Origin of the sequence: Neorhizobium sp. CSC1952, from assembly GCF_030378245.1 — a bacterium.
GTDB classification, from domain to species: domain Bacteria; phylum Pseudomonadota; class Alphaproteobacteria; order Rhizobiales; family Rhizobiaceae; genus Neorhizobium; species Neorhizobium oryzae_A.
Genome location: NZ_CP128416.1, coordinates 623,740 through 647,595, shown reverse-complemented (window position 1 = coordinate 647,595; position 23,856 = coordinate 623,740). Strand labels below are relative to the sequence as shown.

Sequence of the window (23,856 nt, the reverse complement as noted above, 5' to 3'; positions counted from 1 at the left end):
ACGTCTTTCCGGCGCGGCCGATGGCTTCAAGCGCGGGCATGCTGGCCGATGAAGATTTCGACGGCCTTAAGCTCAGGCTCCAAGATATCGAAGCGCTCCTCCCTTTCCATGAGATCAGCGAGCCATGATGGAAGGGCCGGATCAATTCCGCAAGCGGATTTTACCGCGGCCGGGAATTTCGCCGGATGCGCGGTGGCGAGCGTCACCATCGGGCTTGAGGCCCGGGCGTTCTTCTTCGCGACGAAAACGCCGGTCGCCGTATGCGGGTCGATGAGGTAACCGGTTTCGGCAAGCGTCTCGCGGATGGTGGCGGCCACCTGGCGCTCCGTGGCGCGGCCGGCACGGAACTCCCGCTTTATGGCCTTCAGTGCGTCCGGCTGGATTTCGAAGGCGCCGGACTGTTTCAGCCCCGCCATGGACGAGCGTACGGCAGCGGCATCGCGGCCGTAGGATTCGAACAGCAGCCGCTCGAAATTGGACGATATCTGGATATCCATCGAAGGCGAAGTGGTCGCCTTCACGCCGCGCATCTCGTAGCGGCCGCTCTTCAGCGTGCGGGCGAGAATGTCGTTGTCGTTCGTGGCAATCACCAGCCGGTCGATCGGCAGACCCATCTTCTTGGCGACGTAACCTGCGAAGATGTCGCCGAAATTGCCCGTCGGCACGGTGAAGGAGATTTTCCGGTCGGGGCCGCCGAGTGAAACGGCTGCCGTGAAATAATAGACCACCTGCGCCATGATGCGGGCCCAGTTGATCGAGTTGACGCCGGAAAGCTTCAGCCGGTCGCGGAAGGCGACGTCGTTGAACATCTCCTTGACGAGGTTCTGGCAGTCGTCGAAATTGCCCTTGATCGCCAGCGCGTGCACGTTCTTGGCGGCGGATGTCGTCATCTGCCGCTGCTGCACCGGCGAGACCTTGCCGTGCGGGAAAAGGATGAAGATGTCGGTGCGTTCGCGCCCGGCAAAGGCGTCGATCGCCGCCCCGCCGGTATCGCCCGACGTGGCTCCGACGATGGTGGCGCGCTCGCCGCGTTCGGCGAGAACGTAGTCCATCAGCCGGGCGAGAAGCTGCATCGCCACGTCCTTGAAGGCGAGCGTCGTGCCGTGGAAGAGTTCGAGCACGAAATCGTTGGGACCCGTCTGGACGAGCGGCACGACCGCCGGGTGCCGGAAGGTCGCATAGGCCTCCTCGATCATCGCCTTGAACTTGTCGTCGGGGATTTCGCCGTCGACGAAATGCTTGAGGACCTCGAAGGCGATTTCCTGATAGGACTTGCCGCGCAGCGCGCGTATTTCCCGTTTCGTTAGCCGCGGCCATTCGCGCGGCACGTAAAGCCCGCCGTCGCGTGCAAGTCCGGCGAGCATGGCATCCCGGAAGCGGAGGGACGGTGCTTCGCCCCGGGTAGAAATGTAGTCCACGACCTTCAATCCCCAATCGATTTTTATTCGCGCCGCTGATATAGACCAGGAAAATGGGCGGTGAAAGACCGGAATATGATGCTCCGGTTCGCCAAGAACGTGGCCCGTGAACGGGATGGAAGAGGGTAGAGTACGGTGTTTGGCAAGATTTCGCGTGGGTTTTCGGCAGTATCGTTCGTGGCAGTTCTCGCAGGCTGCAATTCCTCATCCCCCACGGAAGGCCTGACGGCCCAGGCTCAGCAGCCCGTGACTCCCGTCGTGCAGGCCTATTGCCCGCAAGTGGTGATGCTGGAGCAGGATGCCATCCACCGCGCCTATGCCCGCGGCGGCCAGGACAATCCGGAAAAGCTGCTTTATCAGGCTTCTTTCGGCGACGTGACGCGCCAGTGCACCGCCAACGAGACGACCCTGACGATCAACGTCGTCGCCCAGGGCCGTATCGTCCAGGGGCCTGCCGGCACGCCGGGACAGGTCACCCTGCCGATCCTGGTCGAGGTGATCGACGGCGACAAAGTCATCTATTCGCAGAAGGTGGCTTTCCCGGTCGAAATCCCGGCCGGCGGCACGCAATTCATCTTCAACAAGCCGGACGTGCAGATCCCCAACGCACAGGGCGGCGCCTCGCGCTTCACCCGCGTGCGCCTCGGCTTCGACACCGGCCCGGCGAAGAAGCCGGCCCGCCGGAGCTGATCAGAACGCGCCGGTCCATTCGCTGAGTGCGGCGATCACCGCCGGCAGGTCCATCATCCGGGAGATCACCGTTTCGGCGCCGGCATCGGTCAGCCGGTCCGCATGGCTCGGATAGGTGTGCGATGCGCCGGTGAAGCCGACGACGCGCATGCCGGCGGCCCTGGCGCCATGGATGCCGTGAACGGAATCCTCGATCACCAGGACCTTGTCCGGAGAAACCTTGAACTGCTGGGCGGCATGCAGGAAGATATCCGGCTTCGGCTTCACGCGGTCGGGGCCGAGATCCTTCGCCGAATAGATATGCGGCGCGAAATAGGGTTTCAGCCCGACTTTCTCCAGCATCATGTCGAGCCGGTGGCTGCTCGAATTGGAGCAGACGCAGCGCTGCGTGGTGAGGCGGGCGAGCGCGAATTTCACGCCGTCGATGATCTTCACGTCGCGGGCAAGGCGCGCGTCGAGCAGCTTTTCCGATTTGTCCAGCAGCGAGGCGGAGAGCGGGATGTTGGCTTCCTTCTCCACGGCCAGCAGGATGTTCTTCCAGGTCATGCCGGCGAACCGTTCGCCCATTTCCTCGACGCTGATCGGATAACCGGCTTCGGTGAGCAGTCTCGATTCGACCTGTGCCGCGATGATTTCGGAATCGACGAGCACGCCGTCGCAGTCGAAAATGATGAGGTCGAAACCGCTCATGATGGAATGCCTTATGTAGGAAGTGAGGCGGGCCTTTTATCCGACCGGGCCTGAAATCTCAATCGATACTCCTGCATGGCAGGATTAAGCCGAGCGGGCGGCTCTCGACAAGCCGGAAAGCCCCCTCTAAGGAACATGCATGGGCAAGGAGCCGGAAGACACCATCGCCAGCCGCATCAGCCGCGTGCTTGCCGATCGCATCGTGCGCGGCGAGCTCGCCCCCGGCGCGCGTCTTCGCCAGGATCATATCGCCGAGGAGTTCCGCACGAGCCACGTGCCGGTGCGCGAGGCCTTCCGTCGGCTGGAGGCGCAGGGCCTGGCGATCGGCGAACCCCGCCGCGGCGTGCGTGTCGCCTCGTTCGATCTCGCCGAGGTGCGCGAAGTGGCGGAAATGCGTGCCGCGCTGGAAGTACTGGCCCTTCGCCATGCCGCTCGCCACCTGACGCCGGCGATCCTCGACGCCGCCGAAGAGGCGACCCGCGAAGGCGACGCCGCAGCCGACGTCTTTGCATGGGAGGAGGCGAACCGCCGTTTCCATCGCCTCATCCTGACGCCCTGCGGCATGAACCGTCTGCTCGCCTCGATCGACGATCTGCATGCCGCAAGCGCCCGCTTCCTTTTCTCCGCCTGGCAATCCGGCTGGGAAAAGCGCACCGACCACGACCACCGCGCCATCCTCGCGGCGCTGCGCCAGGGCAGGACGGAGGAGGCCGCCGCCATCCTCCAGAAGCATGTGCAATGGATCGGCCGCGGCCCGCAGCCGGCCAAAAACGGCCCCGCACGCGAAACATTCGCCATCGTCGGCTGAGAATTCCAGAAATTATAGATAATTTTCGGACGGCTTTCGAAGGAAGGCCTTCCCGCTTCTTGTCTTGGCTTTCGGGCGAAGATTTCCGCCCGCTTGTCGCCACTTTCCCTTTGATTGACACTTGCCTTTCGATCAAAACTCCGCTCACATATAGATCGTGAATCAAAATTATCTATAATTTGGAAGGAGACTTCATGTCCTTGCCTCAGCAGATGGCCGCAGGCCGTTTCGATCCTCTGCGCCTTTCCGCCCGCTCGCCGCTCGCTCTCGCCGTCTTCGTGCTGGCCGGCACGCTGGCGCTGGCGATCGCCTCGCAGATCGCCGTGCCGATGGTTCCGGTGCCGATCACCATGCAGACCTTCGCCGTGACGATGATCGGCGTGCTTTACGGCTGGCGGCTCGGCGCCCTGACGGTCCTGGTGTGGCTCGGCGAAGCTATGCTGGGCGCTCCGGTCCTCGCCAACGGTTCGGGTGGCCTGGCGCCCTTCGCCGGTCCGACGGCGGGATATCTCGCATCATTCCCGGTCATGGCGGCTCTGGCCGGCTGGCTTGCCGAACGTGGCTGGACCGGGCGGCGCGTCGTCGCCAGCTTCTCGGCGCATCTGGTTGCCAACCTTCTGTGCCTTGCGCTCGGCTGGGCCTGGCTTGCGGCATTGATCGGCGCCGACAAGGCGTTCTGGGCCGGCGTTGCTCCCTTCATCCTCGGCGCGGCGCTGAAATCGGGCCTCGCGGCGGCGGTTCTCGCCGCGATCGCTTCCCGCCGGAGCGCCGCGGCGGGGTGATGGTGAGGCTGCGTCCGCATCATCTTCTCTGCATGCTGACCTTTGTCGGCGAAGGCTACAGTCCGGCCTTCGTCGCCAATTATCGCCGGCTCGCCGGCCGGCTTTCCGCCGGCGAGCCGATCGAGATCGTCTCCGGGCCGGACGATATATGCGCTCCGCTCCTGTCGGATGAGGATGCGCATTGTTTCGGGGCCTCGGTGATGGGCCGCGACGCGGCGGCGCTGGCCGATATCGCCCGCCTGCTCGCACGCAGGCTGGAGGTGGGCTCGGTGATCGCTTCCGATCCGGCGCTGTTCAGGAGGTTGCGCCGCGCCTTTTCCCTCGGCATCACGCGCCACGCCTGCACCGGCTGCGAATGGGAGAGCCTTTGCGACCGTATCGCGGGAGCGGGATATCAGGGCGCTCTGGTAGGGAGAAGAGAGCTCAATCCGCCGGAAACAGCGCCAGGAATTTCCGCTCGCCCTCGGGCGTGAAGAGCACGGCGCGGCTTTCGCCGCTGCGCCTCGCCCAGCCCTTTTCGAGGAAATGCGACAGCAGCGCCTTGCCGAGCGTGCCGGCGAGATGCGAGCGCCGCTCGCTCCAGTCGAGGCAGGATTTGCAGAGCGGCCGGCGGCTGGAGGCAAGCGATGCGACATCGATGCCGAGCTTGCCGAGTTCGGTACGGCCTTCCTCCGTCATCGCCAGGTTCTCGCCATCGGTCTCGATCGCGCCGCGTGCGACGAAACTGTCGAGCATCCTTACCCCGTAGTCGCCGGCGAGGTGATCGTAGCAGACCCGCGCCTTGCGCAGCGCCGGATCCTTCGGCCCCGGCCGATGGCGCAGATGCCCGCGGCTTGCGGCAAACCCCATGATGCCTTCGAGCAGCGCTCCGGCCGCGGTGTCCGCAAGCGTGAAATATCGGTGCCGGCCCTGCTTGCGCTGGGCGATCATGCCGCCGTCTTCGAGTTTGGAGAGATGCGAGCTCGCGGTCTGCAGCGTCACGCCGGCCGCCTGGGCGAGTTCGGTCGCCGTCAGCGCCTGGCCGCCCATCAGCGCGGTCAGCATGTTGGCTCGGGCGGGGTCGCCGATCAGCGTTCCGATGCGGGCAATGTCTGGACCTTCCTTCATACTTCGATCCTAACCGAAGCATTCTCGTTCGGCAACATGGCAAAACGTCCTCGTCATCACAGGAGAAAGCCATGATCACCTGCTTCATTCGCTACGAGATCGACCCGTTCAAGAAGGATAAGTTCGAGGATTACGCCCGTGCTTGGGGCCAGGCGATCCCGCGCTGCGGCGCCGATCTCGTCGGTTATTTCGGCCCGCACGAAGGTTCTGCGACGACCGCCTACGGGGTCTACAATATCGAGAGCCTTGCGGCCTACGAGGCCTATCGCGCCCGGCTTGCCGCCGATCCGCTCGGCCGGGAGAATTACGCCTTCGCCAGGCGCGAGCGTTTCATCCTGAAGGAAGACCGCATTTTTTTGAAGAATATGTCCACGCCCCACGGAGCTTTCGTAAAGCCATGATCGCTGTCATCTTCGAAGTCGTGCCCTATATGGGCGAACGCCACAAATATCTGGATCTCGCGGGCGAACTGCGCTCGGAACTCGAAAGGATCGATGGGTTCATTTCGATCGAGCGCTTCGAGAGCCTGACGATGCGCGGCAAGCTTCTCTCGCTCTCCTTCTGGCGCGACGAGGAGGCCGTGCGTCAATGGCGCAATCTCGAAGCGCACCGGGCGGCGCAGCGGGCAGGGCGGAACGGCATCTTCGCCGATTACCGCCTCCGCATCGGCCACGTCCTGCGCGACTACGGCATGTTCGAGCGCGACGAGGCGCCGAAGGACAGCCGCGAGGCGCATGCGGCGTGACTTGACGTTATCCGCGGGCAATTCTGGTTTGGAGGGCAAGGACTGCCGCCTTGAGAGGCGGCAGATCGTGAGTCACGACATCCCAGATAACGTCGTCTGCAATTCGATGATATTCATGACGCAGGATATTTCCCATCCCACGGATCGACCGCCATGGGATTTCGGGAGCATGTTCCAGCAGTTCGCTCGGAATATGCTTGCTCGCTTCCGAAATGATTTCGATCGCACGCTGTATTGCAAGCCGCAGAATATCGTCGCCATCGAAATCGCTGCGGGTTTTCTCAAGCAGAGATTTTTCGACCACCGCGATCATTTCAAGGATGTCATTCAGGATCAGTTCGATGTCGCGCGCCATCAGAAAATCCGGATCGCTGAGTGTTCGATCTTATTTTTGAGGCGCGGGTGGAGGCTGTTCCGTGTCGTGACATCCACTTCGGTGTCAAGCTCATCCTCCAGGAAAAGCTTGATACCGGCGAGATCGACGAGGGAAAATTTCTTTTCCAAATCATAATCGATGAAGAGATCGAGATCGCTCGAAGGACCGGCCTCGTCCCGTGCGACCGAACCGAAAAGATAAAGCGAGGTCGCGCCGAGCGCCTTTATGGCGTCGGCCTGCCGTTTCAGCTTCTCGATCGCTTCGTGTCTCTTCATGAAAGCGATCTTAGCGCAGTCATCGCATCCTTTCCACGCCTTTGAAATTTTTCTCGGAATCGGCCGTGCCCTTCAGGTTTTGGTAACCAGGATGGGTAACCATAACAGTCAGTAAATTTCGTTCGAGTACAGCGTAGCGAGTATCTTATGGCAGCAGTTCTTCCGCTGGCCGACCTGAAGCAGCAGGTCCGTCCGGACACCTGGCTCAATTCCATCATCAAGGGTGACTGCGTCGCCGCTCTGGAGGCCCTGCCAGATCACTCCGTCGACGCGATCTTCGCCGATCCCCCGTACAATCTGCAGCTCGGCGGCACGCTGCATCGTCCCGATCAGTCGCTGGTCGATGCGGTCGACGACGAATGGGACCAGTTCGCGTCTTTCGAAGTCTATGACGCCTTCACCCGCGCCTGGCTGCTCGCCTGCCGCCGCGTCCTGAAGCCGAACGGCACGATCTGGGTCATCGGCTCCTACCACAACATCTTCCGGGTCGGCTCCATCCTGCAGGACCTGAATTTCTGGCTCCTGAACGACATCGTCTGGCGCAAGACCAATCCCATGCCGAATTTCAAGGGTCGTCGTTTCCAGAACGCCCACGAGACGATGATCTGGGCAAGCCGCGATGCCAAGGCGAAGGGCTATACCTTCAACTACGATGCGCTGAAGGCGTCGAACGACGACGTGCAGATGCGTTCCGACTGGCTCTTCCCGATCTGCTCCGGCTCCGAGCGGCTGAAGGATCAGGACGGCAAGAAGGTCCATCCGACCCAGAAGCCGGAGGCCCTGCTTGCCCGCGTCATCATGGCATCGACAAAACCGGGCGACGTCATCCTCGATCCCTTTTTCGGCTCCGGCACGACCGGCGCGGTGGCCAGGCGTCTTGGCCGCAATTTCGTCGGGATTGAACGCGAACAGGATTACATCGATGCGGCTGCCGCCCGCATCGCGGCCGTCGAACCGCTCGGCAAGGCGGAGCTGACGGTCATGACCGGCAAGAAGGCGGAGCCTCGCGTCGCCTTCAACACGCTGGTCGAAGCAGGCCTTGTCCGGCCCGGTCAGGTGCTGACCGATGCCAGACGCCGTTTCAGCGCGGTCATACGCGCCGACGGCACGCTTGCAGCCAACGGCGAAGCAGGTTCCATTCATCGCCTGGGCGCGAAAGTGCAGGGCCTTGATGCCTGCAACGGATGGACGTTCTGGCACTTCGACGACGGGCAGTCCTTGAAGCCCATCGACGAGCTCAGAACCGTGATCCGAAACGACCTGGCGAAATTGGACTGATCCACCAGTCCCTGCCAGATCGTCCGCATTCCTTGTCCGGTCATGTACCTCTAGTCCCGGATGAGGATAATTGGCGCCCGGGGAGGCTGACCCCGGGCGCCATTCTTCCTGATCTCAGACTTCCACGCCGTGCGCGGCGAGATCCTTCTTCAACGTTTCCGGATCCTTGAAATGCACCGCCTGCCAGCCGGCGGCGCGCGCGCCTTCGACATTCGCCTGGGAATCGTCGATGAAGATCGTCGCTTGCGGTGCGAGGCCGAAATCGCGGGCATGCTTCTCGTAGATCGCGACATCCGGCTTGATGAGGCCGATCTCGCCGGAAACGGTGACGCCGCGCGGCTTGTTCAGGAAAGGGAAGAGCTCCCTTGCGTGGACGAAAGTGTCGGCGGCGAAATTGGTGAGCATCGTCACGTCGCGGCCCTTGCCGATCAGGCCCTCCATGATCGCGACCGAACCGTCATAGGCATGCGGCACCATCTCGTGCCAGTATTTGCGGAAGGCGCGGATCTGCTCCTCGCGCTCGGGATATTTCTCGATCAGCAGCGCTTCGGCCTCTTCCCATTTCCGGCCTCGATCCTGTTCCAGGTTCCATTCGTGGGTGCAGACGTTGAGGAAGAACCACCGGCGTTCCTCCTCGTCGGGAATGATGCGGCTGTAGGGAATGTTTGGATCGTAGTGGATCAGCACCTTGCCGATGTCGAAGACGATGTGGTCGATCTTGGCCGCCATGAATGTTTCCTGAGGAATGGAAGGATCGGGATCAGTTCGGGTGTTTTTCGAAGGCTCGCGGAATAGCCTGTGCGATTGCTTTTTTCATGACGGTCGGCAGCGCCTGCGCCTCAAGATTTGTGACCGGCTCCCACCATCCGTCACCGGCGGCGATTTTTCGGGTTTTCGCGCGGAAGACGGAGAGCCTGAGTTCGAAATGGGTGAAGACATGGACCACGGTCCCGCAGGCGTCCCAGTCGGCGGGGAAGGGGGCGTGCTCGACGGTCGTGCCGCCGTCGAGCCGCGAGGTCCAGGCCGTCGTCGGCACCTCCGTCATGCCGCCCAGAAGGCCGCTCTCGATGCGCCGCCGCAGAAGCACGTCGCCTTCCGGCGTGACCGCGACGAAAGCGGCGCCCAGGCGTACCGGCTTCTCCTTCTTCGCGGCCTTCACCGGAAACAGTTCCGGGTCGTGTTCGGCAAAGGCGAGACAGTCGTCGCGGAAGGGACAGATGGCGCAGGCCGGTCGCTTCGGCGTGCAGATCGTCGCGCCGAGGTCCATCATGGCTTGCGCGAAATCGCCGGGCCGGTCGGCGGACGTCAGTTCCGCGACGTGTCGCTTCATCAGCGGTTTGGAGCCGGGAAGCGGCGCATCGATGGCGTAGAGCCTTGAGACCACCCGTTCCACATTGCCGTCCATCACCGCGGATGGACGGTTGAAGGCGATCGCCGCAACGGCCGCGGATGTATAGTCGCCGATGCCGGGGAGCGCTCTCAGCCCTTCCTCGGTATTCGGAAAGATGCCGCCGTGCTCGCCCGCCACCGCTTCGGCGCATTTCTTGAGGTTGCGGGCGCGGGCGTAATAACCGAGGCCGGCCCAGGCGGCCATGACGTCCTCGACCGGGGCCGAGGCAAGATCGGTCACCTTCGGCCAGAGCTTGAGGAACTTCGCGAAATAGGGTTTGACCGCCTGCACGGTCGTCTGCTGCAGCATCACTTCCGACAGCCAGACGTGATAGGGATCGGCCTTTTTGCCCGCCTTCGCCGCGGCGGGGCTCACCCGCCAGGGCAGTTCCCGGTGATGCCGGTCGTACCAGGCGAGAAGGCTGCCGGCCAGGTCGGATCCTGATGTATCAAGGGCTGTGGACGTTTTCATCGGCTGCGAAGATAGTGGTTGAGGCACGGTTCGCCAACGGCAGGTCCCCTCGAAAGCTGGGGATGGAGGCCCGGTTGGCCGTGCCGGCTTTTGCCTGAAAACAACGAACCCGATCGGTCGCAGGCCAATTCAGTCGCAGGCCAATTCAGTCGCAGGAGAGAGACATGATATCGTTCACCGGAATTTCCATCGGATCGCTGCCCTACGAAGATTATCTGGCGCCGCTCGTTGCCTTGGTTGCCGTGATGACCGCGCTCGCGGCCATCGTGGGCGGTGTCTATCTTCTGGGCAGATATGTGCGGCTGGCGATCCGTCAGTGGACGGCCCTGTCCATGCGACCTTTCTATGAAGCCATCGGGCGTGCGTGGGATGCATTGGTTCTGTTCCTGAGAGGCCAGCTTGATTACCCGGAATTGCCGAACGGGCGGGCGAGATGGCGGCCGGTCGATGTTCCGGAGGCCGTGAAGGCCGCCCCTTGCCTCATCTTCTCGCTGCTGCTCCTCGGCATCTTCACGGTGATCACGATGCTTTACGGATGGCAGGGGCTCGGCAGCCCCAAGCTTTCCCTTGGCGCCCATGCGATGGTCCTCGCCTATCTGGTCGGAATTGTCGCCTTCGCGCGGATGCTGATGGTCAGGGGCGTCAAGATCTGGCACGGCTTGCGTTAGAACGCTTTCCCCATTGCGTTACGACGTTTATGATGATCCCCGACCAACTGGATTAGATCGGAAAATGAGCAGCTCGGAACAGACCCGCCGTCAGAAAGGACGGCGGGAGTTTCAGATTTCCGAAGTGGCGAACGGCATCATCGACCCGGTGCTCGCCCGCCGCGCCGGCATTTCGACGGCGCTGCTCGGCTCCTGGGACGAGATTGCCGGCGAAGAATTCGCCGATTGCACGCGGCCTGAAAAGATCGCCTGGCCGCGACGCGACGAAGGCGCAGGCACCGGCGGCGGCCATCAACCCGGCGTGCTGACGATCGCCTGCGAAGGCGCACGCGCGCTTTTCCTCACCCATGCGCAGGGCGAACTGATCGCCCGCATCAACGGATTTTTCGGCTTTCCGGCGGTCCGCCAGATCCGCATCGTCCAGAAACCGGTCTCGCAGACCTTCAGGCATCCGCGCAAGCCGCCGCCCTTGAAGGGGGAGGCGGCGAAGCGGCTCGAGACCATGATGCAGGGCATCGAGAGCGAAGCCTTGAAAAAGGCAGTCGAGCGGCTCGGCACCGCCGTCCTGCAGAAGAAACGCAAGATCTGATCTCTGAAGAACTGGGATCTTCTTGATGCACCTCCGATTTGTCACAATTCTTTGAAGAGATTTCCCTATCGACAGCTTGTTCGCGTTCGGGCGCCGCGATACGGAATGTCGAATTTATTTGAGATCTCTCGCACACGGGTGTTCCATGCAGATGAAAGATATCACCATGACCAGGCGCGCGCTTCTTGGCGGAGTGGCCGTGACCGCTCTTTGCCTCGCGCTGCCGCTCGGCGCTTCCGAAGCCTTCGCGCAGGAACTGCCGGAATCCCAGGGCGATGTCGATATGGCCGAGGCCGTGAAGCCCGGCCCGCTGCCGGAAATGGTGATCGGCGATGAAAAGGCGCCGGTCACGATCATCGAATACATGTCGATGACCTGCCCGCACTGCGCCCACTTCCACAACACGACCTTCGATACGATCAAGACCAAATATGTCGATACCGGCAAGGCGCGCTTCATTATTCGCGAATTCCCGTTCGATCCGGTCGCGACCGCTGCCTTCATGCTCGCCCGCTGCAATCCGCAGAACCCGGCCGAGCTTGCGACGGCCGCGCAGTATTTCCCGATGGTCTCGATGCTCTTCAAGCAGCAGCGTAACTGGGCGGCCCCGGCCGACGGCAATGTCCGCAACGCCCTTCTTCAAAGCGTCAAGCTTGCAGGTTACTCACAGCAGAGTTTCGAGGCCTGCTTGACGAACCAGAAGCTTCTCGATGAAGTAAATGCGGTCGTGAAGAGAGGTGCGGACGAATTCGGCGTCAATTCCACGCCGACCTTCCTGATCAACGGCAAGAAATATTCGGGAGACATGTCGGTTGAATCCATGTCGGCGCTCATCGACAGCCTGTTGTGAGGCGGAACTGCCGATTATTGGGTGCGGTGGGTCGCGTGCGCTTTCTTTTGAGCGCCGGGTACCCCCCTCTGCCCTGCCGGGCATCTCCCCCACAAGGGGGGAGATCGCAAGAGGCATGTCCTTCCCGCGTCGCTTGACCTCTACCGGAAAGCACCGTTTTTGTTTGGGGAAGCCGGTGCGCCCATCCGATCTCCCCACCTGTGGGGGAGATGGCCGGCAGGCCAGAGGGGGGCTCACGGCCTCCGCGTGGCCGGCATGAAGTTCAACAAGCTGCGCCTCGTCGGATTCAAGTCTTTCGTCGAGCCGACGGAATTCATCATCGAGCGCGGGTTGACCGGCGTGGTCGGCCCGAACGGCTGCGGCAAGTCGAACCTCGTCGAGGCGCTGCGCTGGGTGATGGGAGAGAACTCCTATAAGAACATGCGCGCGTCCGGCATGGACGACGTGATCTTCTCCGGCTCCGGCAACCGTCCGGCCCGCAACACTGCGGAAGTCGGCCTCTATCTCGACAATTCCGACCGCACGGCGCCCGCCGCCTTCAACGATGCGGACGAGATCCAGGTGTCGCGCCGCATCGAGCGCGAGTCCGGCTCCCTCTATCGCATCAACGGCAAGGAGGCGCGCGCCAAGGACGTGCAGCTTCTGTTTGCCGATGCCTCGACCGGCGCCCGCTCGCCGTCCATGGTCGGACAGGGCCGCATCGGCGAGCTCATCCAGGCCAAGCCCCAGGCCCGCCGCCAGCTTCTGGAAGAGGCAGCCGGCATTTCCGGCCTGCATTCCCGCCGTCACGAGGCCGAACTCCGGCTGCGCGCCGCCGAGAGCAATCTGGAACGGCTCGACGACGTGCTGACCCAGCTCGAAACGCAGATCGAGAGCCTGAAACGGCAGGCCCGCCAGGCGAACCGCTTCAAGATGCTGTCGGCCGATATCCGCTCCCGCGAGGCCCTGCTCCTGCACATCCGCTGGGTTCAGGCCAAGGAGGCGGAGGGCGAGGCGGAAAGCGCGCTCAACCAGGTGACCTCCGTCGTCGCAGGGAAGGCGCAGGCGCAGATGGAGGCCGCCAAGCAGCAGGCGGTCGCGAGCCTCAAGCTGCCGGAACTGCGCGAGGAGGAGGCGAAGGCGGGTGCGGCGCTGCAGCGCATCCAGATCGCTCGCGGCCAGCTGGAGGAGGAGGCGAACCGGCTTCTCAAGCGCCGCGACGAATTGACCCGCAGGCTTGCCCAGCTCGGCGAGGACATTCGCCGCGAGGAGCAGCTCGCCGCCGACAACACCGCCTTCCTCGAAAAGCTCGGCCAGGAAGAAGCCGAGCTGAACGACATGCTGGCCGATTCCGGCTCGGAAGCGGAGGAGATGCGCGAGGCCTTCGAGGCTGCCGCCGCTGCACTTGCCGAAAGCGAGAAGCTGTTCTCTGCCATCACTGCCGAGCGTGCCGAGGCCGCCGCCGGCCGCAACCAGCTCGAACGGCTGATCCGCGATCTTGCCGAGCGGCGCCAGCGTCTCGACAGGCAGCTTTCCGAAGCGACAGGCGAGCTCGATGCCATCAACGGGCGTCTTGCGGGCCTCGACGATCCGGCCGAGAGGCGGGAGGCGGTGGAGGCTGCGGAAGTGGCCGTCGAGGATGCCGCCATCGCCGTCGAAGAGGTCGAAGCCGCGCTCGCATCCGCCCGCTCCAATGAGTTGATGGCCCGCGGCCCCGTTGAATCCGCCCGTTCCGCCCTGAACGCGCTGGAGACCGAGGCCCGCACCATTTCGAAAATGTTGGCCGCCGGCGCCGCTTCCGGCGATTTCGTCGCGGTTGCGGAAATGATCCGTGTCGATCGCGGTTTCGAGGCGGCATTGGGTGCTGCCCTGGGCGACGATCTCGAAAGCCCCGTAGACAGTGCCGCGCCGACCTTTTGGTCGCTGAACGGGGACGGCGCCGCCGATCCGGGCCTGCCTCAGGGCGCCGAGCCGCTGATTGCCCGTGTGACCGCCCCGCCCGAGCTTTCCCGCAGTCTCGCCCAGATCGGCATCGTTTCGGAAGCGGATGCGCGTCGCCTGATGCGGCTCTTGCGGCCGGGTCAGCGTCTGGTGACGAGGGAAGGCGCCGTCTATCGCTGGGACGGGCATGTCACCGGTTCCGAGGCGCCCGGTGCCGCGGCGCTGCGCCTTTCCCAGAAGAACCGCCTCTCGGAGCTCGAAGCCGAGATCGACGAGGCCCGCATCGTACTCTCGGAGACCGAGGTGGCGCTTGCCGCTGCGGCATCCGAGATCGGCGCCGAGGAAAAGCGGCTTGCGGACGCCCGCGACCGCAGCCGGTTCGCGGCCCGCCAGCTCTCCGAAGCCCGGGAGGCGCTCGCCGCCGCCGAACGCGCCGCCGGCGACCTGATGCGCCGTCGCGACATCGCCACCGAAGCCCTGAACCAGCTCAATGCCCAGATCGAGGATCTTGGCCTGCAGGAGGAGAATGCCCGGGCGGAGCTGGAGGATGCGCCGGATATTTCCGGCATCGACGACCGGCTGCGCGAGCAGCAGGCGGTGGTGGCGACCGATCGCGGTCTGCTTGCCGAAGCGCGCGCCCGCTACGAGGGCCTGAGCCGCGAGACCGAAGCCCGCAAGCGCCGCCTTGCGGCGATCGCCCAGGAGCGGGCCTCCTGGACCGCACGCGCGGCGAGCGCCGCCGACCACATAGCAAGCCTGCGGGAGCGCGAGGAAGAAGCCCGCGAGGAGATCGTCGATCTCGAAGCCGCGCCGGAGGAATTCGACGACAAGCGCCGGGCGCTGCTCTCCGAATTGCAGAAGGCCGAGGAAGCCCGCCGCGCCGCGGCCGACCGGCTGGCCGAAGCGGAGGCCCATCAGCGCGAGGCGGACCGGCTTGCGGCGGTTGCGCTTTCCGAACTCGCCGAAGCGCGCGAAAAGCGCGGCCGCGCCGAGGAGCGCCTGGTCTCGGCGGCCGAGAAGCGCCACGAGAGCGAGCAGCGCATCCGCGAGGCGCTGGGTGTCCCCCCCCATGAGGTGCTGCGGCTCTCAGGCTTGAAGCCCGATGCGCCCATGCCCGATATCCGCGAGATCGAGCGCGAGGTCGACCGGCTGCGCATGGAGCGCGAGCGGCTGGGCGCCGTCAACCTGCGCGCCGACGAAGAACAGAAGGAACTGTCCGACAAGCTCGACCTGCTGATGCACGAGCGCGCCGACGTCATCGATGCGATCCGCAAGCTGCGCGGCGCGATCCAGAGCCTGAACCGCGAAGGCCGCGAACGCCTTCTCGCCGCTTTCGATGTGGTCAATGCCGAATTCCAGCGGCTTTTCACCCACCTCTTCGGCGGCGGCACTGCCGAACTGCAGCTCATCGAGTCGGACGATCCGCTCGAAGCGGGCCTCGAAATCCTCGCCCGCCCGCCGGGCAAGAAGCCGCAGACCATGACGCTGCTGTCCGGCGGCGAGCAGGCGCTGACCGCGATGGCGCTGATCTTTGCCGTGTTCCTCACCAATCCCGCCCCCATCTGCGTGCTGGACGAGGTGGATGCGCCGCTCGACGATCACAATGTGGAGCGCTATTGCAACCTCATGGATGAAATGGCGGCGTCCACCGAGACCCGGTTCATCATCATCACCCACAATCCCATCACCATGGCCCGCATGAACCGGCTCTTCGGCGTCACCATGGCCGAGCAGGGTGTCTCCCAGCTCGTGTCGGTCGATCTTCAGACGGCCGAGCTGATGCGTGAGGCGAGCTGAGCAAATTTACAACGTTTCGTAAAAATGCTCACCTTTTACGTTAAATCACCCATATGGGGGATGGAACTTTTCGGTTATTAGTGTCTTGTGATTGCGTAGTGAATTAAAATTGCGCCGATCGGTTTTCAGTACGAGCGCAGATGGTTGGTTTCCAACCCCCCGTCCGGGTTTCCTGTCCCGGGCGGAAAGCTTTGCGGGGCCGCCTGTGATCCGGCCCCGCAAAGCTTTGTTTCTGAAATCCTCCCATTCTTCCTTAACCCTGTCTCCGCGGTTTTTGTTGCGATGCAACATAATCCTGCCGTCATCCGTTCCCAAACCGTCATAAAACTTGTAGTTATTGCGAAAAACAGACTGCATCGGGGTGGAGAGCAGGATGACGAAGTGGGTCTATCGCTTCGGCGGAGGCGAAGCGGAGGGACGTGCGGCCGATTTCGACCGGCTGGGCGGCAAGGGTGCCAATCTTGCGGAAATGGCGAGCCTCGGCCTGCCGGTGCCGCCGGGCCTCACCATCGTTGCCGATGCCTGCGGCTTTTATTTCAGGAACGGCAGGACGCTTCCCGACGACCTGAAGGCGCAGGTTCTGGAAGGCATCATCGCCATGGAAGGGCTGACGGGCCGAACCTTCGGCGGCGATACGAAGCCGCTGTTGCTCTCCGTCCGCTCGGGCGCACGCGCCTCCATGCCGGGCATGATGGACACGGTCCTGAACCTCGGCCTCAATGACGAGACCGTGCAGGCGCTCGGCCACGATGCGGGCGACGCCCGTTTCGCCTGGGATAGCTACCGCCGCTTCATCCAGATGTATGCCGACGTGGTGATGGGGCTCGACCATGAAGTCTTCGAGGAAATCCTCGAGGACGAAAAGGCCCGCTTCGGCCACGAATACGAAACCGATCTTTCCGCCGTCGAGTGGCAGCATGTCGTGGGGCTCTACAAGCGGGTCATCGAGGAGGAGCTGGACACCAGCTTTCCGCAGGACCCGCATGTGCAGCTCTGGGGCGCGATCGCCGCAGTCTTTGCGAGCTGGATGAACCCGCGCGCCGTGACCTACCGCACGCTCCACCGCATTCCGGAGGAATGGGGCACGGCCGTCAACGTCCAGGCCATGGTCTTCGGCAATCTCGGCTCTTCCTCGGCCACGGGTGTGGCCTTCACCCGCAATCCGTCCACCGGCGAAAAGGCGCTTTACGGCGAGTTCCTGGTCAATGCGCAGGGAGAGGATGTCGTGGCCGGCATCCGCACGCCGCAATCGATCACGGAGGAGGGACGGCTTGCCTCCGGCTCCGAAAAACCGTCGATGGAAAAGCTGATGCCGGAGGCGTTTGCCGAATTCAAGGCGATCTGCGAGCGGCTGGAAGCCCATTACCGCGACATGCAGGACCTCGAATTCACCGTCGAGCGCGGCACGCTCTGGATGCTGCAGACCCGCTCGGGCAAGCGCACCACCCGCGCCGCGATGAAGATCGCCGTCGATATGGTGGAGGAAGGACTGATCGGCGAAGAAGAGGCCGTCTGCCGCATCGAGCCGCCGTCGCTCGATCAGCTTCTCCATCCGACCATCGATCCGCGCGTCGAGCGCCATGTCGTCGGTTCCGGCCTGCCTGCCTCGCCGGGAGCGGCGACCGGCGAGATCGTCTTCACCGCTGAAGAAGCCGTCGAGGCGGAGAGCGAAGGCCGCAAGGTCATCCTCGTGCGCATCGAGACGAGCCCGGAGGATATCCACGGCATGCACGCTGCGGAAGGCATCCTCACCACCCGCGGCGGCATGACCAGCCATGCGGCGGTCGTCGCCCGCGGCATGGGCATCCCCTGTGTCGTCGGCGCCGGCTCCATGCGGGTCGACCTGCGCAACGAGCATCTGATCGGTACCGGCGGCGTCACCCTGAAGCGCGGCGACACGATCACCATCGACGGTTCGTCGGGCCAGGTGCTGAAGGGCGCCGTGCCGATGATCCAGCCGGAACTCTCCGGCGATTTCGGCAAGCTGATGGCCTGGGCCGACAAGAGCCGCCGCATGACCGTGCGCACCAATGCCGATACGCCGCAGGATGCCCGCGCCGCGCGCTCCTTCGGGGCGGAGGGTATCGGTCTCTGCCGCACCGAGCACATGTTCTTCGAAGGCGACCGCATCCATGTGATGCGGGAGATGATCCTGGCCGAGGACGAGAAGGGCCGTCGCGAGGCGCTTTCGAAACTCCTGCCGATGCAGCGCTCGGATTTCACCGATCTCTTCTCGATCATGCACGGCCTGCCGGTGACGATTCGCCTCCTCGATCCGCCGCTGCACGAATTCCTGCCGAAGACCGAGGCCGAGATCGCCGAGGTGGCGAAAGCCATGGCCATGCCGCCGGCCTTCCTCGCCCGCCGCATCGATGCGATCCACGAGTTCAACCCGATGCTCGGCCATCGCGGCTGCCGGCTGGCGATCTCCTATCCCGAGATCGCCGAGATGCAGGCCCGTGCCATCTTCGAAGCGGCGGTCGCGGCGGCGAAGGAGACCGGCGAGCCGGTGGAACTGGAAATCATGGTGCCGCTCGTCAGCCTCCGCACGGAGCTCGACTACGTGAAGGGCGTCATAGACCGTGTCGCCGAGGATGTGGCGAAGGAAAGCGGCATGCCGATCGCCTATCTCGCCGGCACGATGATCGAGCTGCCGCGCGCGGCGATCCGCGCCCATGTGATCGCGGAGACGGCGGAATTCTTCTCCTTCGGCACCAACGACCTGACGCAGACGACCTTCGGCATCTCACGCGACGATGCGGCCGCCTTCATCCCCACCTACCAGAGGAAGGGCATCATCGAGCACGACCCGTTCATCTCGCTCGATTTCGACGGCGTGGGCGAGCTGATCCGGTTGGCTGCCGAACGCGGCCGCAAGACCCGCAACGACCTGAAGCTCGGCATCTGCGGCGAACATGGCGGCGATCCGGCCTCGATCCGCTTCTGCGAGGATGCCGGCCTCGACTACGTTTCCTGCTCGCCCTTCCGCGTCCCGATCGCGCGTCTGGCGGCCGCCCAGGCGGCGATCGACAGGAGGAAGCCATGACCGGCATCACCGTCCTTTCCGTTCCCGTCTTCAGCACGCTCTGCAACGAGGGTTTCCGCCTTCGCCGCGAGGTCTTCATCGTCGAGCAGGACGTGCCGGCCGATATGGAATTCGACGCGGACGATCTGACGGCGTTCCACTACGTCGCGATCGTCTCCGGCGAGGTCTGCGGCACGCTGCGCGTCATCCATGCGGAGGATTGCGTGAAGATCGGCCGGGTGGTGGTGAGCCTTCCCTGGCGCGGCAAGGGGGTCGCGAGCGCCATGATGCGCCAGGCGATGGACGACCATAAGGGCGTAAGGGACAACCGCTTCTATCTGACGGCGCAGAGCGACAAGACCGCCATGTACGAGCGCTTCGGCTTCAAGGCCTATGGCGATGAGTTCTTCGAGGTCGGCATTCCCCATTACGCGATGAGGAATTACTGAGACGCGGCCGGCCGTGCGGGACTACCAGCGCAGCAGGCGAGGTCCGAGGAGGCTGCCGAGCGCGCCGGTCAAAAGAACGCCGAGCGAGTACCAGATCAGCACGAAAGGCATGCCGTTTTCGGTGCAGAACCAGGAATAGACCCAGGCGCCCGCCGCCCCCGCCGCAAGGCCGGCGATGAAGCCCGTAAGCCGCAGATTGGTTGGCGCCGCGCCGCGCAGCACCCAGGCGTTCCCGGCAAGGACGGGAAGCGCGAAGGCGAAGATCAGGAACGGGCAGTGCAGCGCCGACGACCCGAGGATCAGGGCCGGATAGGTTTCGGCGGGGGAAAGAAGAAGCTGGATGGCGGCGGCTGCAGCCATCGCCGCGAAGATCGCTGCAGCCGCTGCGAAGAACCGCCCCTGCGAACCCTCGGGCCGCGCCAGATGATAGACAGCCAGGAAAGCGGCGATGGCAAGAAGCGCGTTATAGGCCGACTTGATCCAGAAGAGGGGCAGCGACAGCGCCTGGGAAAGATCGGGCCGCAGGCCGGCGATGGTCAGCATCAGGACGAGCGAGACCGCAAGCGCAGGAAGGATGCCGAGAACAAAGCGCCGCTGCAGGGCATGTCGCGGCACCGGCTTCAGCTCGCCGACCAGGCTCTCGATGATGTCGTCCGTCTTTCTCACGCTCCGCCTCGCAACTTCTCCGCCAGCGCCTTGAGGCCTCTGTGGATGCCGACCTTCACCGCTGATTCCGACTGGCCGGTGCGGCTTGCCGTGTCGGCGACCGACTGGCCCTCCAGCTTCACCCGGCGGATCAGCTCCCGCTGTTTTTCCGGCAGACTGCCGAGAAGCCGCTCGACATCCATCCGCGCCGTCACGGTGTCCTCGCTGAAATCGCTCTCCATGTCCTCGCCAAGCTCCGTTTCCGCCAATTTTCGTCCGCCGCGGCCGCGATGGTGGTCGATCAGCTTGTAGCGGGCGATCGAGAAGAACCAGGCCGTAAAAGGCCTCTCCCGGTCATAGGTCGACCGGCGGGAATGCAGCGCCAGCAATGTCTCCTGGACAAGATCTTCCATGTCCGCCTTCGTCGCCGCGCCCATTCTGCGGCCGTAGTAACCGACGAGCAGGATGCGCAGAGCATTCAGCAAATGCCGGTAGGCCGCCTCGTCCCCATCCAGGGAGAGAAGCATCAGCGTCTTCAGGGCTTCTTCCGAATGAGCGGTCGTCATGCTGCTTCAACGATTATTCGCAAAGACGAGGTAAACGGTTACAGGAGGGAAGAAAAATACTCCGTCGCCATGGGGTGATCACATGCGCGTGAGGTGGTAACGTCCTTGCCCGGATCCCGAATGAGGGGATGTGAGCCTTCGGCAGGCAGCCGGCGGACACGTCGATCCCATTCGAGGAGAACACGCCATGATCAAGCTTCTTTCCAGCCTTGCGGCTTGCACGGTCGTTGCCGGTCTGTCTTTTGCGGCCGCCGCCAACGCTCAGACCAGCACGGGCGCGGACACGATGAAGAAGGACAACATGCAGAGCGGTGCGATGTCGAAGGACTCTATGAAGACCGATACGATGTCGATGGCCGGCACCAAGACCGCCTGCATGGACAAGGCCGGCATGGAGAAGGACTCGATGAAGAAGGCCGAGATGATGAAAGCTTGCGACGCCATGAAGTAAGTTCGCCGCGGCCGCCGAACTTTCGCTTCGCGGCCGCGTCTCCCTTTGCGGCAGAAGCCTTTCATTCATTCGAAAATGCGTGGCCCTGCGATCGTGCCGGCTCGGCGACCGGCGGATTCCGCTCAGCGCCGCCTGACGATCACGCGCCGTTCGACCACCATGGGCGGCCACATCATCGAAGCGTTGCGGTACTGGAAGGAGCGGGCTTCGGCGCGCCGGTCGAGCTCGATGTCGAGCAGGCAGCGCGCCATGGCCTCGGTGCCGCGCCGGAAACCGTAGCCGGCGCAGGTGTTTTCGTCGGCCGCGCGGCGCTCCTCCGGCGTCATGGTCTGGCAGGCCGCAAGCAGTCCGGCGAGTGCGGCAAGGACGAGAAGGCGATGAAGGCGCATGGCGGGAAACTCCATGGAATGCAGAGGTGGTCGAAACGACCGATCTCGACCTTTTTCTACACAAGAACGGCCGCTTGCGCTATCATCGGCTTTCATCAGGCACTGCTGGATTCGAACACCGATGATCGGTCGACGGGCGAGAAGCCGGGATTCCGGCCCGGATCGTGGGATGTGGACTGACACCCGGCGGTGAGGACGGAAATCGCGACGAGGAAGGAAATCCCGAGGTGGCGCATGGTGAACTCCTTATGCCCCGGGGGAAACAAAGCGATTTCCATTTAGGAACGGCTGCTTTAGATTGAAGCGCAGCTGTTTTCATATTGCCGTGAGCTTTCCGCCAGCATGACCGTCCGCTTCGTCCGGCCCGTTTCCTATTCGGCTTATGCCGGCCGCCGGTTCGGCTTTTCGGCCCTGGTGCTTTTCGTCATCGCCGCGCTGGCGCATCGCTTCGGGCCGCTGACGAGCCCGGATTTCCTGGCGCTCGCCTTTCTCTCCGCAGCGATCGCCGCCGTCTCCGTGCCGCTGTCGGTGATCGGCCTGGTGCGGCTCTGGCAGGTGGGGGCGGAAGGCGGCGTCGCGGCGGCCAAGGGGCTTTTCTATGCTGCGGTCCCGCTCGCCGTCGTGGCTGCCGGCGCCTTCTATTACTATACCCTGCCGCGGCTTTACGACGTTTCCACGGATATCGCCGATCCGCCGCCATGGGTCGCGGAGCCGCAGGCGAACCAGCAATGGCTGCCTCGGACCGGAATGATCACGCCGGCCGATCGCCGCGCGCAGTTCGCCGCCTATCCCGGCCTCACCGGCCGGCGCTATCAGGGCGCGCTCGACCGTGTCTATGAAGGCGTGCAGAAGGCGGTGCTTTCCGCCCGCATCGCCATCACCAGGAAGGAAGGCATCGAGCTGATCGCGCCGGATATCGCCGAACGCCCGGCGCCGCAGGACGAGCAGGCGCCGGTGCCGGATGTGGCGCCGGTCCCGCTCTCGCGTCCCGAGCCGCTGCTTTCGCCGCTCTTCGGCAATGCCGGCGACGTCCTTCTCCAGGGCGAGACCCGCACGCTGGTCCTCGGGCTGCGTTTCGATCTCGTCATACGCCTGCGCGAGGATGCGGAGACGACGTCGGTCGATATCCGCGTCGCCTCCCGTTACGGCCCGCACGATCTCGGCATCGGCCAGGCGATCGCCGAGGATTTTCTCGACCGGCTCGATACCGAGCTTCTGGGGATCGCCGGCAATTAGATTTTCGGCAACTAGGCCGGCCGGTAGGCTCCCGTAAGCGACGGCGGCCCGTCGGTTGCGACGCGGCCTTTTTCGACCAGGTCCTCCAGATGCGCGAGCACCGAAAGTGCCGCGGCCCCATGCAGGCGCGGATCGGTGCTCGCATAGATCACCTTGACCATGTCGGGGATCAGCCGGTCGCCGGCCCGGATGCGCTCCAGCACGGCGCGCTCGCGCATGCGGCGATGGGTCCTGAGGCCTCTGAGGAAAGAGGCCGGCTCTTTCACCGGTCCGCCATGGCCGGGCAGGAAAATGCGATCCTCGCGGGCGAGCAGCTTCTCGATCGAGGTCATGAAATCCGCCATGGAACCGTCCGGCGGCGCCACGATCGTCGTCGCCCAGGCCATCACGTGATCGGCGGAAAAGAGCACGCCCGTACCTTCGAGCGAGAAGGCGGAGTGGTTCGCCGTGTGGCCGGGCGTATGGACGGCCGCAAGCGCCCAGCCGTCGCCCTCGACGACCTCTCCGTCCGCAATCGCGATATCCGGTACGAAGCCGGTATCCGAGCTTTCCGCGAACGGGTTCGTCTCACCGGCGTGGAGCGGCCTTGCCGCCCGGTGCGGACCCTCGGCGACGGTGAGCGCGCCGGTCGCTTCCTTCAACCGCCGGGCAAGCGGCGAATGGTCGCGGTGGGTGTGGCTGACGAAGATATGCGTCACCTCGCGGCCCTCAAGCGCCGCCATCAGAGCCGCGAAATGCGCCTCGTTCTCCGGTCCCGGATCGATGACCGCCACCGAAGAGCCGCCGACGATATAGGTGTTCGTCCCGTGGAAGGTGAAGGGCGAGGGATTGTTGACGGTGAGCCGCTGCACGCCGGCAGCCACCGGCACGGGCGTGCCGTAGGCGGGCGCGAAATCCAGGTCGAAGGTGATGTCCTCTGCCATGCGGGATCTCAACGCTTGTATTCGATTTCGATGAAGGCCATGGGGTCGGCGCCCGCATTGACGACGTTGTGCTCGACGCCCGCATCGCGCCGGTATGCGGCGCCGGCCGCCATGTCGACGCGGCGGCTGCCCTCCTTGTCCTCGATGAGGAACCGGCAGTCGGTCATCGGCACGACCACATAACCGAGCCCGTGCACGTGATGGCCGGTATCGGCGCCCGGCTCGAAATCCCAGCGGGTGACACGCACGACGTCGTCGTCGATCAGCACGGTGGGGATTGCAGGCGGTCGGGCGCGGAACTGCGTCATGGTCTCTCCT

The 23,856-nt window shown here is 64.0% G+C and carries 28 protein-coding genes; 15 read left to right on the top strand and 13 right to left on the bottom strand.

The features are described from left to right. Positions 1 to 26 precede the first annotated feature (26 nt). Positions 27 to 1,427, bottom strand: a complete 1,401-nt coding sequence (thrC, locus tag QTA58_RS03495) for a threonine synthase (protein ID WP_289671739.1) — start codon at positions 1,425 to 1,427, stop codon at positions 27 to 29. A gap of 126 nt (positions 1,428 to 1,553) precedes the next feature. Between thrC and QTA58_RS03490 the strand changes: the two genes are divergently transcribed. Beyond that, positions 1,554 to 2,108, top strand: coding sequence for a PilZ domain-containing protein (locus QTA58_RS03490; protein ID WP_085422584.1), 555 nt, complete (start codon positions 1,554 to 1,556; stop codon positions 2,106 to 2,108). On the opposite strand, the gene QTA58_RS03485 is transcribed toward QTA58_RS03490, so the two are convergent. Continuing rightward, positions 2,109 to 2,798 carry an HAD family hydrolase gene (locus tag QTA58_RS03485; RefSeq protein ID WP_085422585.1) on the bottom strand — a complete coding sequence of 230 codons (690 nt, stop codon included), beginning with the start codon at positions 2,796 to 2,798 and terminating at the stop codon, positions 2,109 to 2,111. It abuts the gene before it with no gap. A 139-nt stretch (positions 2,799 to 2,937) separates the two neighbouring features. On the opposite strand from QTA58_RS03485, the gene QTA58_RS03480 reads away from it, so the two are divergent. From QTA58_RS03480 to QTA58_RS03470, 3 genes are all read left to right on the top strand, one after another. Then, positions 2,938 to 3,606, top strand: a complete 669-nt coding sequence (locus QTA58_RS03480; protein WP_289671738.1) for a GntR family transcriptional regulator — start codon at positions 2,938 to 2,940, stop codon at positions 3,604 to 3,606. 194 nt (positions 3,607 to 3,800) lie between these two features. Next, positions 3,801 to 4,388, top strand: coding sequence for a biotin transporter BioY (locus tag QTA58_RS03475; RefSeq protein WP_289671737.1), 588 nt, complete (start codon positions 3,801 to 3,803; stop codon positions 4,386 to 4,388). Next, the gene (locus QTA58_RS03470; protein ID WP_289671736.1) at positions 4,388 to 4,861 is read left to right on the top strand and encodes a DUF1284 domain-containing protein; all 474 of its coding nucleotides are present in this window, start codon (positions 4,388 to 4,390) and stop codon (positions 4,859 to 4,861) included. The genes QTA58_RS03475 and QTA58_RS03470 overlap by 1 nt, the downstream gene beginning before the upstream one ends. Here QTA58_RS03470 and QTA58_RS03465 read toward each other — a convergent pair. Then, entirely contained in the window at positions 4,812 to 5,495 is a 684-nt protein-coding gene (locus QTA58_RS03465; protein WP_289671735.1) for a winged helix-turn-helix domain-containing protein, read from the bottom strand. The genes QTA58_RS03470 and QTA58_RS03465 overlap by 50 nt on opposite strands. A 71-nt stretch (positions 5,496 to 5,566) precedes the next feature. On the opposite strand from QTA58_RS03465, the gene QTA58_RS03460 reads away from it, so the two are divergent. Both QTA58_RS03460 and QTA58_RS03455 read left to right on the top strand, forming a co-directional pair. Further along, positions 5,567 to 5,896, top strand: a complete 330-nt coding sequence (locus QTA58_RS03460; RefSeq protein WP_289671734.1) for an NIPSNAP family protein — start codon at positions 5,567 to 5,569, stop codon at positions 5,894 to 5,896. After that, positions 5,893 to 6,240 (top strand): antibiotic biosynthesis monooxygenase, encoded by a 348-nt coding sequence (locus QTA58_RS03455; RefSeq protein WP_085422591.1) that lies wholly within the window; start codon positions 5,893 to 5,895, stop codon positions 6,238 to 6,240. Before QTA58_RS03460 ends, QTA58_RS03455 begins: the two co-directional genes overlap by 4 nt. Before the next feature lie 7 nt (positions 6,241 to 6,247). Here QTA58_RS03455 and QTA58_RS03450 read toward each other — a convergent pair whose 3' ends face one another. Then, a complete protein-coding gene (locus QTA58_RS03450) occupies positions 6,248 to 6,595 on the bottom strand; it encodes a HepT-like ribonuclease domain-containing protein (RefSeq protein WP_289671733.1) in 348 nt (115 codons plus the stop codon). Continuing rightward, a complete protein-coding gene (locus tag QTA58_RS03445) occupies positions 6,595 to 6,891 on the bottom strand; it encodes a nucleotidyltransferase domain-containing protein (RefSeq protein WP_289671732.1) in 297 nt (98 codons plus the stop codon). Before QTA58_RS03445 ends, QTA58_RS03450 begins: the two co-directional genes overlap by 1 nt. Positions 6,892 to 7,038: 147 nt before the next feature. Here QTA58_RS03445 and QTA58_RS03440 point away from each other — a divergent pair, with 147 nt between their 5' ends. Next, positions 7,039 to 8,169 (top strand): site-specific DNA-methyltransferase, encoded by a 1,131-nt coding sequence (locus QTA58_RS03440; protein WP_289671731.1) that lies wholly within the window; start codon positions 7,039 to 7,041, stop codon positions 8,167 to 8,169. Between the two features lie 114 nt (positions 8,170 to 8,283). On the opposite strand, the gene QTA58_RS03435 is transcribed toward QTA58_RS03440, so the two are convergent. Further along, positions 8,284 to 8,898 (bottom strand): HAD family phosphatase, encoded by a 615-nt coding sequence (locus tag QTA58_RS03435; protein WP_085422594.1) that lies wholly within the window; start codon positions 8,896 to 8,898, stop codon positions 8,284 to 8,286. A gap of 31 nt (positions 8,899 to 8,929) precedes the next feature. Further along, entirely contained in the window at positions 8,930 to 10,030 is a 1,101-nt protein-coding gene (gene mutY / locus QTA58_RS03430; protein WP_289671730.1) for an A/G-specific adenine glycosylase, read from the bottom strand. Between the two features lie 164 nt (positions 10,031 to 10,194). Here mutY and QTA58_RS03425 point away from each other — a divergent pair, with 164 nt between their 5' ends. The 6 genes from QTA58_RS03425 to QTA58_RS03400 all read left to right on the top strand — a co-directional run bounded on the left by QTA58_RS03425 (position 10,195) and on the right by QTA58_RS03400 (position 19,328). Further along, positions 10,195 to 10,698 carry a hypothetical protein gene (locus QTA58_RS03425; protein WP_289671729.1) on the top strand — a complete coding sequence of 168 codons (504 nt, stop codon included), beginning with the start codon at positions 10,195 to 10,197 and terminating at the stop codon, positions 10,696 to 10,698. 64 nt (positions 10,699 to 10,762) lie between these two features. Further along, the gene (locus tag QTA58_RS03420) at positions 10,763 to 11,287 is read left to right on the top strand and encodes a DUF721 domain-containing protein (protein WP_289671728.1); all 525 of its coding nucleotides are present in this window, start codon (positions 10,763 to 10,765) and stop codon (positions 11,285 to 11,287) included. Positions 11,288 to 11,432: 145 nt separating this feature from the next. Continuing rightward, positions 11,433 to 12,137 (top strand): DsbA family protein, encoded by a 705-nt coding sequence (locus tag QTA58_RS03415; protein WP_289671727.1) that lies wholly within the window; start codon positions 11,433 to 11,435, stop codon positions 12,135 to 12,137. A 255-nt stretch (positions 12,138 to 12,392) separates the two neighbouring features. Beyond that, complete coding sequence (locus tag QTA58_RS03410) at positions 12,393 to 15,854, top strand: chromosome segregation SMC family protein (RefSeq protein ID WP_289671726.1); 3,462 nt, start codon at positions 12,393 to 12,395, stop codon at positions 15,852 to 15,854. A gap of 373 nt (positions 15,855 to 16,227) precedes the next feature. After that, positions 16,228 to 18,900 carry a pyruvate, phosphate dikinase gene (gene ppdK, locus QTA58_RS03405; RefSeq protein ID WP_289671725.1) on the top strand — a complete coding sequence of 891 codons (2,673 nt, stop codon included), beginning with the start codon at positions 16,228 to 16,230 and terminating at the stop codon, positions 18,898 to 18,900. Then, positions 18,897 to 19,328, top strand: a complete 432-nt coding sequence (locus QTA58_RS03400) for a GNAT family N-acetyltransferase (RefSeq protein ID WP_289671724.1) — start codon at positions 18,897 to 18,899, stop codon at positions 19,326 to 19,328. The genes ppdK and QTA58_RS03400 overlap by 4 nt, the downstream gene beginning before the upstream one ends. 21 nt (positions 19,329 to 19,349) lie before the next feature. Here the strand turns inward: QTA58_RS03400 and QTA58_RS03395 are convergent, their stop codons facing one another. Together QTA58_RS03395 and QTA58_RS03390 are read right to left on the bottom strand one after the other, a co-directional pair. Further along, the gene (locus tag QTA58_RS03395; RefSeq protein ID WP_289671723.1) at positions 19,350 to 19,994 is read right to left on the bottom strand and encodes an NrsF family protein; all 645 of its coding nucleotides are present in this window, start codon (positions 19,992 to 19,994) and stop codon (positions 19,350 to 19,352) included. Beyond that, a complete protein-coding gene (locus QTA58_RS03390) occupies positions 19,991 to 20,539 on the bottom strand; it encodes a sigma-70 family RNA polymerase sigma factor (protein ID WP_289671722.1) in 549 nt (182 codons plus the stop codon). Before QTA58_RS03390 ends, QTA58_RS03395 begins: the two co-directional genes overlap by 4 nt. A gap of 187 nt (positions 20,540 to 20,726) precedes the next feature. Between QTA58_RS03390 and QTA58_RS03385 the strand changes: the two genes are divergently transcribed. Then, positions 20,727 to 20,990 carry a pentapeptide MXKDX repeat protein gene (locus QTA58_RS03385; RefSeq protein WP_289671721.1) on the top strand — a complete coding sequence of 88 codons (264 nt, stop codon included), beginning with the start codon at positions 20,727 to 20,729 and terminating at the stop codon, positions 20,988 to 20,990. 122 nt (positions 20,991 to 21,112) lie between these two features. Here the strand turns inward: QTA58_RS03385 and QTA58_RS03380 are convergent, their stop codons facing one another. After that, positions 21,113 to 21,379 (bottom strand): hypothetical protein, encoded by a 267-nt coding sequence (locus tag QTA58_RS03380; RefSeq protein ID WP_085423394.1) that lies wholly within the window; start codon positions 21,377 to 21,379, stop codon positions 21,113 to 21,115. A 95-nt stretch (positions 21,380 to 21,474) separates the two neighbouring features. Further along, positions 21,475 to 21,615, bottom strand: a complete 141-nt coding sequence (locus QTA58_RS03375; RefSeq protein WP_289671720.1) for a hypothetical protein — start codon at positions 21,613 to 21,615, stop codon at positions 21,475 to 21,477. Positions 21,616 to 21,721: 106 nt separating this feature from the next. Between QTA58_RS03375 and QTA58_RS03370 the strand changes: the two genes are divergently transcribed. Beyond that, positions 21,722 to 22,615 (top strand): DUF1499 domain-containing protein, encoded by an 894-nt coding sequence (locus QTA58_RS03370; RefSeq protein WP_289671719.1) that lies wholly within the window; start codon positions 21,722 to 21,724, stop codon positions 22,613 to 22,615. 11 nt (positions 22,616 to 22,626) lie between these two features. Here QTA58_RS03370 and QTA58_RS03365 read toward each other — a convergent pair whose 3' ends face one another. Both QTA58_RS03365 and QTA58_RS03360 read right to left on the bottom strand, forming a co-directional pair. After that, positions 22,627 to 23,538 (bottom strand): MBL fold metallo-hydrolase, encoded by a 912-nt coding sequence (locus QTA58_RS03365; RefSeq protein ID WP_289671718.1) that lies wholly within the window; start codon positions 23,536 to 23,538, stop codon positions 22,627 to 22,629. An 8-nt stretch (positions 23,539 to 23,546) separates the two neighbouring features. Beyond that, positions 23,547 to 23,846: a cupin domain-containing protein gene (locus QTA58_RS03360; RefSeq protein WP_289671717.1), complete on the bottom strand. Its 300-nt coding sequence runs from the start codon at positions 23,844 to 23,846 to the stop codon at positions 23,547 to 23,549. Between the last annotated feature and the right edge of the window lie 10 nt (positions 23,847 to 23,856).